This is a genomic window from Pseudomonas sp. NPDC090592, assembly GCF_044769185.1.
GTDB lineage: Bacteria > Pseudomonadota > Gammaproteobacteria > Pseudomonadales > Pseudomonadaceae > Aquipseudomonas.
This window is the reverse complement of the sequence record NZ_JBIVXJ010000028.1, coordinates 1-13,619: the sequence shown is the minus strand read 5'-3', so window position 1 is coordinate 13,619 and position 13,619 is coordinate 1. Positions and strand designations below refer to the sequence as shown.

At 62.6% G+C, this 13,619-nt stretch carries 14 protein-coding genes; 3 read left to right on the top strand and 11 right to left on the bottom strand.

From position 1 onward, the window contains the following. Positions 1 to 4: 4 nt before the first annotated feature. From ACIQUI_RS21810 to ffh, 11 genes are all read right to left on the bottom strand, one after another. Positions 5 to 424 carry a histidine kinase gene (locus ACIQUI_RS21810; protein ID WP_403202628.1) on the bottom strand — a complete coding sequence of 140 codons (420 nt, stop codon included), beginning with the start codon at positions 422 to 424 and terminating at the stop codon, positions 5 to 7. 233 nt (positions 425 to 657) lie between these two features. Next, positions 658 to 2,067, bottom strand: coding sequence for a threonine synthase (gene thrC / locus ACIQUI_RS21805; protein ID WP_403202626.1), 1,410 nt, complete (start codon positions 2,065 to 2,067; stop codon positions 658 to 660). A 55-nt stretch (positions 2,068 to 2,122) separates the two neighbouring features. Then, positions 2,123 to 3,427 (bottom strand): homoserine dehydrogenase, encoded by a 1,305-nt coding sequence (locus ACIQUI_RS21800; protein ID WP_060485691.1) that lies wholly within the window; start codon positions 3,425 to 3,427, stop codon positions 2,123 to 2,125. A gap of 83 nt (positions 3,428 to 3,510) precedes the next feature. Continuing rightward, the gene (locus tag ACIQUI_RS21795) at positions 3,511 to 4,254 is read right to left on the bottom strand and encodes a thioredoxin fold domain-containing protein (RefSeq protein WP_201207839.1); all 744 of its coding nucleotides are present in this window, start codon (positions 4,252 to 4,254) and stop codon (positions 3,511 to 3,513) included. A gap of 153 nt (positions 4,255 to 4,407) precedes the next feature. Next, positions 4,408 to 5,304, bottom strand: a complete 897-nt coding sequence (gene xerD / locus ACIQUI_RS21790) for a site-specific tyrosine recombinase XerD (RefSeq protein ID WP_403202623.1) — start codon at positions 5,302 to 5,304, stop codon at positions 4,408 to 4,410. Positions 5,305 to 5,476: 172 nt separating this feature from the next. Then, positions 5,477 to 5,884 carry an acyl-CoA thioesterase gene (locus ACIQUI_RS21785; protein WP_201207781.1) on the bottom strand — a complete coding sequence of 136 codons (408 nt, stop codon included), beginning with the start codon at positions 5,882 to 5,884 and terminating at the stop codon, positions 5,477 to 5,479. A gap of 93 nt (positions 5,885 to 5,977) precedes the next feature. Then, positions 5,978 to 6,328: a 50S ribosomal protein L19 gene (gene rplS / locus ACIQUI_RS21780; protein ID WP_003252148.1), complete on the bottom strand. Its 351-nt coding sequence runs from the start codon at positions 6,326 to 6,328 to the stop codon at positions 5,978 to 5,980. Positions 6,329 to 6,370: 42 nt separating this feature from the next. Next, complete coding sequence (trmD, locus tag ACIQUI_RS21775) at positions 6,371 to 7,123, bottom strand: tRNA (guanosine(37)-N1)-methyltransferase TrmD (RefSeq protein ID WP_003252146.1); 753 nt, start codon at positions 7,121 to 7,123, stop codon at positions 6,371 to 6,373. A gap of 3 nt (positions 7,124 to 7,126) precedes the next feature. Then, positions 7,127 to 7,663, bottom strand: a complete 537-nt coding sequence (gene rimM, locus ACIQUI_RS21770) for a ribosome maturation factor RimM (RefSeq protein ID WP_063543304.1) — start codon at positions 7,661 to 7,663, stop codon at positions 7,127 to 7,129. A gap of 5 nt (positions 7,664 to 7,668) precedes the next feature. Beyond that, positions 7,669 to 7,920 carry a 30S ribosomal protein S16 gene (rpsP, locus tag ACIQUI_RS21765; protein ID WP_008094480.1) on the bottom strand — a complete coding sequence of 84 codons (252 nt, stop codon included), beginning with the start codon at positions 7,918 to 7,920 and terminating at the stop codon, positions 7,669 to 7,671. A 247-nt stretch (positions 7,921 to 8,167) separates the two neighbouring features. Next, positions 8,168 to 9,544 (bottom strand): signal recognition particle protein, encoded by a 1,377-nt coding sequence (gene ffh / locus ACIQUI_RS21760; protein WP_012270758.1) that lies wholly within the window; start codon positions 9,542 to 9,544, stop codon positions 8,168 to 8,170. 300 nt (positions 9,545 to 9,844) lie between these two features. On the opposite strand from ffh, the gene ACIQUI_RS21755 reads away from it, so the two are divergent. The 3 genes from ACIQUI_RS21755 to ACIQUI_RS21745 all read left to right on the top strand — a co-directional run bounded on the left by ACIQUI_RS21755 (position 9,845) and on the right by ACIQUI_RS21745 (position 13,445). Further along, a complete protein-coding gene (locus ACIQUI_RS21755) occupies positions 9,845 to 10,654 on the top strand; it encodes an inner membrane protein YpjD (RefSeq protein ID WP_403202620.1) in 810 nt (269 codons plus the stop codon). Positions 10,655 to 10,663: 9 nt separating this feature from the next. Beyond that, positions 10,664 to 11,869, top strand: coding sequence for a transporter associated domain-containing protein (locus ACIQUI_RS21750; RefSeq protein ID WP_403202618.1), 1,206 nt, complete (start codon positions 10,664 to 10,666; stop codon positions 11,867 to 11,869). 274 nt (positions 11,870 to 12,143) lie between these two features. Further along, a complete protein-coding gene (locus ACIQUI_RS21745) occupies positions 12,144 to 13,445 on the top strand; it encodes an MFS transporter (protein ID WP_403202616.1) in 1,302 nt (433 codons plus the stop codon). Positions 13,446 to 13,619 lie beyond the last annotated feature (174 nt).

Genomic DNA, 13,619 nt, shown 5'->3' with positions numbered 1-13,619 from the left:
TGGTTCAGTGAGCATGCGGGGCTGACATGACAGTTTGAATACGCCGCCCCGGGTGCACTTGCAGTGTTAGCAGGGCACGCTGCAAACGGGGCATCGACAGCGGCCAGGTAAGCTCGGCGAGCACCCAAAGCCCCCGGTTTCTTGCCTCTTGGGCCAGGTCATGGTGCCTTTGAGGGGGCTTTCCGACGAATAGCAACGCGCGTGAACGGTGCTGCCGAGCGAGCACGGCAAGACCTGCCCGGGTTGGCATGGCATGGTCGAGAATCAGCAGGTCGGGGCGACGTTCTGCGTCCAGGCAGGCGTTCAGGTCGGTAGCGTTTGCGCTAATGCGCACGTTGAACATGCCCTGGGCGTTGAGGGCCTGGTGCAGGAGGATCTGGTGGGATGGGCGAGCCTGGTGGATCAACACGTAGGGCTGGTGCATGAGCCGCTCCTGGTGGGAGGACCGGCTAAGTTAGGCGTTGCGTGGGTTGTGCCTGAATAAGACGTTTCTGATTGGACTGAGGGAAAAGTCTGAGATATTGGGGCCGCTTTGCGGCCCATCGCCGGCAAGCCAGCTCCCACAGGTACATCACAAGGCCCGAAGGCTGTGGAGTACCTGTGGGAGCTGGCTTGCCGGCGATGGGCTGCAAAGCAGCCCCCGGCTACAACTGGGTTTTACAGCGGCTTGCCGCGGTTGCCGTGCTGGCTGACAAAGTCCTGTACCGCTTTCAGGTCATTGGCCAGCACCGTGCAGCGCTCTTCACGGCTGAACAGGTCGCTGAGGTGCGCCGGCAGTTCCAGTGCCTTGCCCACACCGGCCTTCTCCACCGCTTCCGGGAACTTGACCGGGTGCGCGGTACCCAGCACCACCATCGGGGTGTCCAGGCTGCGGCGGCACTCGCGGGCGGCCTTGACGCCGATCGCGGTATGCGGGTCGAGCACTTCACCGGTTGCAGCAAACACTTCGGCAATGGTCTCGCAGGTTTGCTCGTCGCTCACCGCCAGCGAGTCGAACAGCTTGCGTGCTTCGGTCCAGCGGTCTTGCTCGACGCTGAAGCCGCCACCTTGCTTGAAGTTGGCCATCAAATCGGCAATGGCGCCACCGTTGCGGCCGTGCAGGTCGAACAGCAGGCGCTCGAAGTTGGACGAAACCATGATGTCCATCGACGGCGACAAGGTCGCGTGCAGGGTGTCCTTGACGTACTGGTTGCCGCTCATGAAGCGGTGCAGGATGTCGTTGCGGTTGGTGGCGACGATCAGCTGGCTGACCGGCAGGCCCATGTTGCGCGCCAGGTAACCGGCGAAGATGTCGCCGAAGTTGCCGGTCGGTACCGAGAACGCCACCGAGCGCGCCGGGCCACCCAACTGCAGGGCTGCGTGGAAGTAGTAGACGATCTGGGCCATGATGCGCGCCCAGTTGATCGAGTTGACTGCCACCAGGCGGGTGCCCTTGAGGAAGGACTGGTCGGCGAAGCTGGCCTTGACCATCTCCTGGCAGTCATCGAAGTTGCCTTCGATGGCGATGTTGTGAATGTTGTCGCCAAAGATGGTGGTCATCTGGCGACGCTGCACTTCCGAGACGCGCTGGTGCGGGTGCAGGATGAAGATGTCGACGTTGTCGCAACGGCGGCAGCCTTCGATGGCGGCAGAACCGGTATCACCACTGGTGGCGCCAACGATCACTACGCGCTCGTTGCGCTTGGCCAGCACGTGGTCGAGCAGGCGGCCGAGCAGTTGCAGGGCAAAGTCCTTGAACGCCAGGGTCGGGCCGTGGAACAGCTCCAGCACCCACTCGTTGCTGTTCAGCTGACGCAGCGGGGCAACCGCAGCATGGGCGAACTCGCCGTAGGTTTCTTCAAGGATCTTCTTGAAGTCGGCGTCGGCGATGCTGCCTTCGACGAACGGGCGCATCACCCGGAAGGCCAGCTCGTGGTAAGGCAGGCCAGCCCAGGAGGCGATTTCTTCCTGGGTGAAGCGAGGCAGGTTTTCAGGGACGTACAGGCCGCCGTCGCTGGCCAGGCCAGCCAGCAGCACATCTTCGAAATTCAGGGCCGGAGCCTGACCGCGGGTACTGATATAGCGCATGGGTGCAAACCTTCGATGCTGAGGCCCGGGCCGCGCCGGCGGCCCGGGCACAAAATTAATTGAGCTGTTCGACGCGGATGCGCACGACCTTGCCGACCACGTCCTGCAGGGCTTCCAGCGCGACGATGGCGTCGTTGATGCGCTGCTCGACCACACCGTGGGTCAGCAGGATCATCGGCACCAGGCCGTCCTGTTCCTCGGCCTCCTTCTGCATGATCGACTCGATGTTGATGCCGCGCTCCGACAGGATGCTGGCTACCTGAGCCAGCACGCCCGGGTGGTCCTTGGCCTGGATACGCAGGTAGTAGGCACTTTCGCAGGCCTCGATCGGCAGGATCGGGTGGGCCGACAGCGAGTCTGGCTGGAAGGCCAGGTGCGGCACGCGGTTTTCCGGGTCGGAGGTCATGGCGCGGACCACGTCGACCAGGTCACCGACCACCGACGAAGCGGTAGGCTCCATGCCGGCGCCCGCGCCGTAGTACAGGGTGGAACCTGCAGCGTCACCGTTGACCATCACGGCGTTCATCACACCGTTGACGTTGGCGATCAGGCGGTCGGCCGGGATCAGCGTCGGGTGCACACGCAGTTCGATGCCTTCAGCGGTGCGCCGGGCTACGCCCAGGTGCTTGATGCGGTAGCCCAGGGCCTCGGCATAGTTCACGTCAGCGGTGGTCAGCTGGGTGATGCCTTCGGTGTAAGCCTTGTCGAACTGCAGCGGGATGCCGAAGGCGATGGATGCCAGGATGGTCAGCTTGTGCGCGGCGTCAATGCCCTCGACGTCAAAGGTCGGGTCGGCTTCGGCATAACCCAGCGCCTGGGCTTCGGCCAGCACGTCCGGGAAGGCACGGCCCTTCTCGCGCATTTCGGTGAGGATGAAGTTGCCGGTGCCGTTGATGATGCCGGCCAGCCAGTTGATGCGGTTGGCCGACAGGCCCTCGCGAATGGCCTTGATTACCGGGATGCCGCCAGCCACGGCCGCTTCGAAGGCGACGATCACCCCCTTCTCGCGGGCCTTGGCGAAGATTTCGTTGCCGTGCACGGCAATCAGCGCCTTGTTGGCGGTGACCACGTGCTTGCCGTTTTCAATGGCCTTGAGCACCAGGTCGCGGGCGATGGTGTAGCCACCGATCAGCTCGATGACAATGTCGATCTCCGGGTTGCTCGCAACTTCGAACACGTCAGCGGTAATGGGGGTACCGGTAATCTGGCAGTTCGGGTTCTGCGAGCGCATGGCGATCTGTGCCACTTCAATACCGCGCCCGGCACGGCGGGCAATCTCCTCGGCGTTGCGCTGAAGTACATTGAAGGTTCCGCCACCGACGGTCCCCAACCCACAGATGCCTACTTTGACCGGTTTCACTGTGAACTCCCCATTGAACGGCCGACACTGTTGCCGACCGTGAAACATGCCGTCACCCCATGACGACGGCGTACTGAATTGGATTACTTGGCCAGTGCCAGCTTGGCAACTTGCGGTGCCGGCTGGTAGCCCGGAATGACCTGGCCGCTTTCAAGCACGATGGCCGGCGTGCCGTTGACACCGATCGACTGGCCCAGCTGGAACTGCTTGCCGACCGGGTTGGCGCACTTGGCGGCCTTGATTTCTTCGCCTTCGACCATCTTGTCCATCGCCCCACGGCGGTCGCTGGAGCACCACACCGCCTGCAACTGCTGGTCACCCGGTGAGCCGAGGCCCTGGCGCGGGAAGGCAACGTAGCGCACTTCGATACCGCGGCGGTTCAACTCGGGCACTTCGGCGTGCAGCTTGTGGCAATACGGGCAGGTGGTGTCGGTAAACACGGTGATGTGCGACTTGGTCTCGCCCTTGGCAGGATAAACCACCATCTCGGCGGCTGGAATGCCGTTGATGAGCTTGGCGATGCCTTGGCGCTCGGTTTTTTCGGTGAGGTTGACCGGCTTGCCGTCCTGGATCTGGAACAGGTAGCCCTGCATCACGAACTGGCCATCGGCGCTGGCGTACAGCACACGGCCGCCCTGCAGCTTGACTTCGTAGAGGCCGTTGAGCGGGCTGCTGGCCACGCTTTCCACAGGCACTTCCAGCTCAAGGTTCTGCAACGATTTACGGATGGCCTGTTCGGCACCGGCATTGCTATCGGTTGCCGCAGCAACGGCAAAGGTACTGGCCAGCGCCAAGGCGGCGGCGGCGAAAAACTGGGTCACGCGCATGGGAACTCCTGAAGGCGGACAGGGGCCGGAGGGCGCCACCTGCGAAAAATACGCGGTGGCCGTGCGGCCCTTGGTGCAAACCGCCCAAGCCTACCACATCACGCCACCGGTGAAGGGCCTTGCCAGGACCAGTCAGCGGAACATGAAAAACATTCATCCACGCGGATGGTGCTGGGCGTGCAGCTGCTGCAGGCGGGCCTTGGCGACGTGGGTGTAGATCTGCGTGGTCGACAAGTCGCTGTGGCCGAGCAACATCTGTACCACGCGCAGATCGGCGCCATGGTTGAGCAGGTGCGTGGCGAAGGCGTGGCGCAGGGTATGCGGCGACAGCGGCTTGTCGATACCGGCAACCCGGGCATGGTGCTTGATGCGGTGCCAGAAGGTCTGGCGGGTCATCTGTTCGCCGCGCTGGCTGGGGAACAGCACATCGCTGGGGCGGCCATTGAGCAGCTCGGCGCGACCATCACGCTGGTAGCGTTCCAGCCACACCACCGCCTCTTCACCCATGGGCACCAGGCGTTCCTTGCTGCCCTTGCCCATTACACGCAAGACACCTTGGCGCAGGTTGACCTGGTCGAGGGTCAGGCTGACCAGTTCGGTGACGCGCAGGCCACAGGCATACAACACCTCGAGCATGGCCCGGTCGCGCTGGCCGATGGCCTCGCCGAGGTCCGGGGCTTGCAGCAAGGCTTCGACGTCGGCTTCGGACAACGACTTAGGCAATGGCTTGCCCAGCTGCGGCATGTCGACCTGCAAGGTTGGGTCGATGGCCACCAGCTTTTCCCGCAGCAGGTAGCGGAAGAAGCCGCGCAGCCCGGAGAGGAAGCGCGCCGTGGAGCGTGGCTTGTAGCCCTGATCGAGGCGCCAGGCGAGGTGGTCGAGGATCAGGTCACGGCCGGCGTCGGGCAGGGAAACCGAATGCTCCTGAAGCCAGCCGTTGAACAGGGCCAGGTCGCTGCGGTAGGAGGCACGGGTGTTGTCAGACAGGCCTTTCTCAAGCCACAGGGTGTCGAGGAACTGGTCGATCAAGGGGTGGTCTAGGGCGGGCATTCGGGGCTGCTGGGTGTTGTTGGTGGGGCTAGTGTTTCACAGCAGCTCACAGGTTGTCTGTACTGGCCTATTCGCGGGCACGCCCGCTCCCACAGGGCTCTCCACAGAATCTGAATGCAGCGCTGTACCTGTGGGAGCGGGCGTGCCCGCGAAGAGGCCTGCACAGAAGAGCTCAGGCCTGGGGCAACACGGGCACGGGGCGCTTGTCCTCGTCGATGGCTACAAAGCTGAACACCCCGTGAATCGCCCGCTCGCGGCCGTCCAGGTACATGTTTTCGACAAACACATCCACCTGCACCTGCAAGCTGGTATTGCCAACCTTGACCACCGAACCCACCAGCTCGACGATCGAGCCCGCCGGGATCGGGTGCTTGAAGTCGATGCGGTCGGTGGACACGGTCACCAACGGCAGGCGGCAGAAGCGCGTGGCGGCGATGAACGACACTTCGTCCATCCAGGCCAGCGCGGTACCGCCGAACAGGGTGTTGTGGTGGTTGGTGGTGTTGGGGAACACCGCCTTGGTCACGCGGGTCACCGACAGCTCGGTGCGGCGCTGGATTTCCTGGTCTCGGGTAGTCATGGCATTCACATTTTCAGGGTTTCAAAACGCAAAAAGCAGCCCGAAGGCTGCTTTTTTCTCGCTAGGCGGCCTCGGCCACCGGGCAAACTGTACTCAGGACAGTTTTTCCTTGATGCGAGCGGCTTTGCCGGACAGGTCGCGCAGGTAGTACAGCTTGGCTTTACGCACGTCACCACGACGTTTCACGGCCAGGCTGTCGATTTGCGGGCTGTAGGTCTGGAAGGTACGCTCTACGCCAACGCCGCTGGAGATCTTGCGCACGGTGAAAGCGCTGTTCAGACCGCGGTTACGCTTGGCGATAACAACGCCTTCGAACGCCTGCAGACGGGAACGCTCGCCTTCCTTCACTTTAACCTGAACGACAACGGTGTCGCCTGGTGCGAAGGTCGGGATTTCCTTGCTCATCTGCTCGGCTTCGAGCTGCTGGATGATCTTGTTGGTCATGCTGTGCTCCTAAGATGGATACGCGATCCACCATCGATACGTTTAACTATCGTCCCGCTCGCGGAGGTATTCCTCGAGCAGCTTCTTCTCTTCTCCAGAAAGCGAGCGACTTTCCAGAAGATCGGCGCGTCGTTCGAAGGTCCTACCAAGGGACTGCTTCATCCTCCAACGCCGGATATGTGCATGGTTGCCACTTAGCAACACGTCGGGAACACGCTGATCCGCATACACCTCAGGTCGGGTGTAGTGCGGGCAATCCAGCAGACCGTCGGTGAAGGAATCTTCTTCCGCCGAGTCCACATGCCCTAAAGCTCCGGGCAGCAGCCGTGTAACCGCATCGATCAGTACCATGGCCGGCAGCTCGCCACCGGAAAGCACATAGTCGCCAATCGACCACTCCTCATCGACATGAGCCTCGATAAAGCGCTCGTCGATGCCTTCATAACGACCGGCGATCAGGATCAACGATTCCTGTTCGGCCAGGCCTTTGACCGCCTGCTGAGTCAGCTTGCGGCCTTGTGGCGAAAGGTAGATCACCTTCGCCGCTGCTCCGGTCGCTTGCCTGGCGCTAACCAGGGCGTCTTCCAGAGGCTTGATTTTCATCACCATGCCCGGACCACCGCCAAACGGCCGATCATCCACCGTGTGGTGACGATCTGTGGTGTAGTCCCGCGGGTTCCAGCAAGTCACCTGAAGCAACCCCTGTTTCACCGCGCGGCTGGTAATGCCGTACTCCGTGATGGCCGAGAACATCTCAGGGAACAACGTGATGACGTCTACGCGAAGGTTACCCATCGTTTAGAAGTCCGCGTCCCATTCAACCCGCATCACGCCTGCTTCCAGGTCGATTGCCAGCACACATTGCTCCGTATAGGGCAACAGACGCTCGCGATCATCCAGGCTGCCTGCGCAGGGCTTGACCACCATTACATCGTTCGCACCGGTCTCCAACAGGTGATCGACCTTGCCGAACAGCTGTTCGTCCTGGTTGATGACCTTCAGGCCTTGCAACTGGTACCAGTAGTACTCGTCGGCAGCCAGGTTGGGCAAAAGGCTCCGCGCAATGCAGATTTCGTAACCGCTCAGAAGACGGGCTTCATCGCGATCGTCGAGGCCTTTCAGCTTTACGACCAGGCCCTTTTGGGAGCCACGACCGTTGACCAGCTCGACCTGCTTTACCTTGCCTTCGTGCCGAAGCGTCCAGCGCGGATAATCCAACAGGTTTTCAATCGGATCGGTAAAGGAATACACCTTCACCTCGCCGCGAACGCCGTGAACCGAAAAAATCTTGCCGACAACGATGAGGTCATCAGCCTTTTCTGGCGTCGCGTTCATACTGTTCAGGCAGCGGCCTTGGCAGCGTCCTTCAGCAGCTGAGCAACGCGCTCAGACGGCTGTGCGCCCTGGCTCAGCCAGTAGGTGACGCGCTCTTGGTTGACCGACAGCTTGACTTCGGCGCCCGATGCGATCGGGTTGAAGAAGCCAACGCGCTCAACGAAACGGCCGTCACGGGCGTTACGCGAGTTGGTCACGGTCAGGTGGTAGAATGGGCGCTTTTTCGAGCCGCCACGGGCCAGACGAATGGTTACCATGTGAACATCGTTCCTATAGTCGGTGTTGCAGTTTGTACTGCAAATCTGAATGCCAAATAGGCACACGGGTGCCCAAAAGGCCGCATATTCTCGGGGAATACACGGACATTTGCAAATGACTTTTTCGGCAAGGCACTGCCCCACCGTCCAGATTTGCCGGTTGCGCCGCGAAATCCGCGGCCGTTGCCCCGCCGAAGCGGGCGTTCTGGGCGCCTGGCCGATAAACGGCAGGCGCCCGGAATAAGGGTTACAGCTTCGGCATGCCGCCGCCAGGCAGCATACCGCCAAGGCCGCGCATCATCTTGGCCATGCCGCCTTTGGCAGAAAACTTCTTCATCATCTTCTGCATCTGCTTGTGCTGCTTGATCAGCCGGCCGATGTCCTGCACCTGAGTGCCGGAACCCAGGGCGATGCGGCGCTTGCGCGAACCACTGATCAGGTCAGGGTCGCGGCGCTCGGCCGGGGTCATGGAGTTGATGATCGCCTCCATCTGCTTGAACTGCTTCTCGGCCGCGCCCTGGGCGTTGCCCATCTGCGACAGGTTGACCCCGCCGATGCTCGGCAGCTTGTCCATCAGGCCGCCCAGGCCGCCCATGTTCTTCATTTGTTGCAGCTGGTCGCGGAAGTCTTCAAGGTCGAAGCCCTTGCCCTTCTTCAGCTTCTTGGCCAGCTTGTCGGCCTTGGCCTTGTCGATGGTCTGCTCGGCCTGCTCGATCAGGCTGAGCACGTCGCCCATGCCGAGAATGCGCGAGGCGACGCGGTCAGGGTGGAACGGCTCGAGGGCCTCGGTCTTTTCACCCATACCGATGAACTTGATCGGCTTGCCGGTAATGGCACGCACCGACAGTGCAGCACCGCCACGGGCATCACCATCGACCTTGGTCAGCACCACGCCGGTCAGCGGCAGGGCCTCGCCAAACGCCTTGGCGGTGTTGGCAGCGTCCTGGCCGGTCATGGCGTCGACCACGAACAGGGTCTCGATCGGCTTGACTGCAGCGTGCAGCGCCTTGATCTCGTCCATCATGTCGGCGTCGATGTGCAAACGGCCGGCGGTGTCGACGATGACCACGTCGATGAATTTCAGCTTGGCTTCGCGGATGGCCGCTTCGGCAATGGCCACCGGCTTCTGGCTGATGTCGGACGGGAAGAAGGTGACGCCGATGTCGTTGGCCAGGGTTTCCAGCTGCTTGATCGCCGCCGGGCGGTAAACGTCGGCGGAGACCACCATCACGCTCTTTTTCTTGCGCTCTTTAAGGAAGCGCGCCAGCTTGCCGGCGGTGGTGGTCTTACCCGCGCCCTGCAGGCCGGCCATCAGCACCACGGCAGGTGGCGCGGCGTTCAGCGCGAGGTCTTCGTTGGCCGCACCCATCAGGCTTTCCAGCTCGGCCTGAACGATCTTCACGAACGCCTGACCCGGGGTCAGGCTGCGCGACACTTCGGTGCCAACCGCGCGTTCCTTGACGCTGTTGACGAAATCCTTGACCACCGGCAGGGCAACGTCGGCCTCGAGCAGGGCCATGCGCACTTCGCGCAGCGTGTCCTTGATGTTGTCTTCGGTCAGCTTGGCCTTGCCGGTGACATGGCGCAGCGTCTGTGACAGGCGGTCGGTCAGGTTTTCGAACATGGTGATCCTTTCAGGCCCAGTAAAAGCCGAGGTTTGTCAGGCGCCCGCGAGGAAATGCACACCCGCCGGGCACAGCAAGGCGGCGATTATAGCGAAGTGCAGCGGCTGCGCACACCTTGGGAGATATTCGGTGCCTGCTCCGGCCTCTTCGCGGGCGCGCCCGCTCCCACAGAGGGAGCCTGCGTTGTACCTGTGGGAGCGGGCATGCCCGCGAATGCCCTGACACAAGCCTTCAGTCTTCCTAGACCAGCGGGATCTATGCCAAACTCCGTCTCTTTAAAGGCTCGCCAACCAGGACTTATGGTCTCCTCACCCAGCCTCATCCCCAACCTGATCGCCGCCGGCCTTTATATAGCTGCGGCCATCTACCAGGGCTCGCACCTGGCCCAGGGCCGTAAGGCCGACAAACGCCTGCTTGGCCTGCTGGGCGCTTTCGCGGTACTGGCCCAGGCCGGCGCGCTGTTCTTCCAGCTGATCACCCCGCTGGGCCTGAGCCTGGACTTCTTCAGCGCCGCCAGCCTGATCGCCGTAGCGGTCATCGCCCTGACCCTGATCGCCTGCCTGCGCATACCGGTGGAAAACCTGCTCGTGCTGCTGTTCCCACTGGGTGCGGTCACTGCGCTGCTGGCGCAGTTCGCGCCACCCGGCACAGTGCCGCTGATCAACGAACAACCGGGCATCCTTGCGCATATCCTGCTGTCGATCCTGGCCTACGGGCTGTTCACCATCGCGGTGTTCCAGTCGCTGTTGCTGCTGCTGCAGGACCGCCAACTGAAGAACAAGCACCCGTCCGGGCTGATCCGCAACTTCCCACCGCTGCAAACCATGGAAAGCCTGCTGTTCGGCTTCCTCTGGGCCGGCTGGTGCCTGCTGTCGCTGTCATTGATCTCGGGCTGGCTGTTCCTCGACAACCTGTTTGCCCAGCACCTGGTACACAAGACCTTGCTGGCATGCGTGGCCTGGGTGGTGTTCAGCGTGTTGCTGTGGGGCCGCACGCGCCTGGGTTGGCGTGGCCACAAGGCCATCCGCTGGACGCTGGCCGGTTTCTGCCTGCTGATGCTGGCCTATTTCGGCAGCAAGCTGGTTCGCGAATTCATCTTGCATATCTGACGGCCGCCCATGGACACCCTGCCGTACGCACCGCTATTCGGCACCCTGGCACTGGCCCTTATGTGGTCGGCGCTGTTCACTGCCGTGGATACCGCCCGCCTGCTGCTCAATGGTTCCCTGCGCACCAACGAGGAAGGCCAGCCCGTGCTCCCTGCGCAGGCACTGGTGCTGTGCGCCAGCCTGGGCAAGCTGCTGGTGCTGGGCCTCGCCTGCCTGGTGGGCCAGCGCCATAGTGGCGAACATGGTTTCTGGCTGGCGGGGCTGGCCGCCACCTGCACCTTGCTGGTATTTGCCGAGTACCTGCCGCGCCGCCTGGCCCGCCGCAACCCGCAGGCACTCGTCAGCCTTGGCGCCAGCCTGCTCAAAGTGCCCCTCGCCCTGCTACAGCCGCTGGGCTGCCTGCTGGACGGCGTTGCCAAGCTACTGCTGCGCCCGTTCCGCGTGCAACCTACGGCCGTAGCCCTGCACCCGCAGGAAGCCGATGACTTCGACGAAGACGACCAGCACGAAGCCCCCCGCCACGGCCTGCTCGACGGCCTGCAGTCGCTGGACAAAGTCACCGTCAATGACATCCTGGTGCCGCGCAACGAAGTGGACGGCATCAACCTGGACGAACCGATCGAACGCATCATCGAACAGTTGATCGTCAGCCGTCACACTCGCCTGCCGGTGTATCACAACGACATCAACCAGGTCGAAGCCATCCTCAATACCAAGCTGATCAGCCATCTCTTGCCCAAGGCCGAACTGACCCTGGATGCCTTGCACAGCGCCTGTTACGAACCCTATTTCGTGCCGGAAAGCACGCCCCTGCAGTTGCAGTTGCTGAACTTCCACAAGCAGCAACGCCGCATGGGCGTAGTGGTGGACGAGTACGGCGAGGTGCAGGGCATCGTCACCCTTGAAGACATCCTCGAAGAGATCGTTGGCGAGTTCGAGGACGAACAAAGCCTGGAAAACCCCCACGTGCACCCGCAGCCTGATGGCACCTTCGTCATCGATGGCACCGCCTCGCTGCGCGAAATCAACCGTACACTGGGCTGGCACCTGCCCTGCGACGGCGGGCCGAAAACCCTTAACGGGCTGGTGACCGAAGCGCTGGAGAGCATCCCGGAAAGCGCCGTTTGCCTGAAGATCGGCCGCTATCGCCTGGAAATCCTCGAAACAGAGGACAATTGTGCCAGCAAGGTACTGGTGTGGACCGTGACCCGATAGATATACTCGACTCACGCTTACCCAGCCCCGCCGTCCCGCCTGCTACCCGCACCCGGCGCAAAACGGCCAGTCCGCTCCACTGACACGCCCTGCGGTCCTGCTTCAACACCCTGAACAGTGCCTGCCCCGCCCCTATCCCCCTTGGGCTATCGTCAGTCGGGCGCACACAACAACAAAACGCTCCGGCGTCCGCGCAACAGTGCCTGCCCTTTGCTGAGCACGCCGTCGCGGGCCATGCCCATGGAGCTGGACCAGACTGTTAGGGACCTACTTAATGACAACCAGCAGCACCTATGCCGAAGCGCCTTCCGCACCGGTCAACTCGCCTGCGCGGGTAGCCACCGCCAGCTTCATCGGCACCGCCATCGAGTTCTATGATTTCTACGTCTACGCCACCGCCGCTGCCCTGGTGATTGGCCCGGTGTTCTTCCCGTCCGGCTCGGGTACCGCGCAAATGCTGGCGGCCTTCCTCACCTTCGGCATCGCCTTCCTCGCCCGCCCGCTGGGCTCGGCGCTGTTCGGCCACTTTGGCGACCGCATCGGCCGCAAGTCGACCCTGGTTGCCTCGCTGTTGCTGATGGGCGTCTCCACCACGGCCATCGGCGTGCTGCCGGGTTATGACAGCATTGGCGTGTGGGCACCGATCATTCTCTGCCTGCTGCGTTTTGGCCAAGGCCTGGGCTTGGGCGGCGAATGGGGTGGCGCAGCGTTGCTGGCCACCGAGAACGCCCCGGAGGGCAAGCGTGCCTGGTTCGGCATGTTCCCGCAGCTGGGCCCATCGATCGGCTTTTTGGCCGCCAACGGCTTGTTCCTGACCCTGGCGCTGACCCTGAGCGACGAGCAGTTCCGCGACTGGGGCTGGCGCATTCCGTTCCTGCTCAGCGCTGCACTGGTGCTGGTCGGCCTGTACGTGCGGCTGAAACTTGAAGAAAGCCCGGTGTTCGCCAAGGCAGTTGCTCGCCAGGAACGGGTGAAGATGCCGGTGGTGGACCTGTTCGCCAAGCACTGGCGCCCTACCCTGCTGGGCGCTGCGGCGATGGTGGTGTGCTACGCGCTGTTCTATATCTCGACGGTGTTCTCGCTGAGCTACGGCGTGACCACGCTGGGCTACAGCCGCGAGACATTCCTTGGCCTGCTGTGCTTTGCAGTGGTGTTCATGGCCCTGGCGACGCCGCTGTCGGCCTGGCTCAGCGACCGCTACGGGCGCAAACCGGTGCTGATCGTCGGCGGCCTGCTGGCGGTGGCTTCGGGCTTTACCATGGAGCCGCTGCTGACTTCGGGGTCGACCACTGGCGTGGCGCTGTTCCTGGCCATCGAGCTGTTCCTGATGGGCGTGACCTTTGCGCCGATGGGTGCACTGCTGCCTGAGCTGTTCCCGACTCACGTGCGTTATACCGGGGCTTCGGCGGCGTATAACCTGGGCGGCATCGTCGGCGCATCGGCGGCACCGTTCTTTGCCCAGAAGCTGGTGAGCATGGGCGGGTTGAGCTGGGTGGGGGGTTATGTGTCGGCGGCGGCGGTGATCAGTTTGATTGCTGTGCTGTGCCTGAAAGAGACCCGCAATACCGAGCTTTGATCCATTGGGGCTGCTTTGCAGCCCTTTCGCGACACAAGGCCGCTCCTACAGGGACCGCGCAAGCCGAGGCTGATGCGATTCCCTGTAGATACCGTCTTGACCCTCACCCCGCAAGAGGGATTTTGGGGTCAAACGGTATCCCCGACTTCACCACCCCGTAAACCAGGTGCAGCA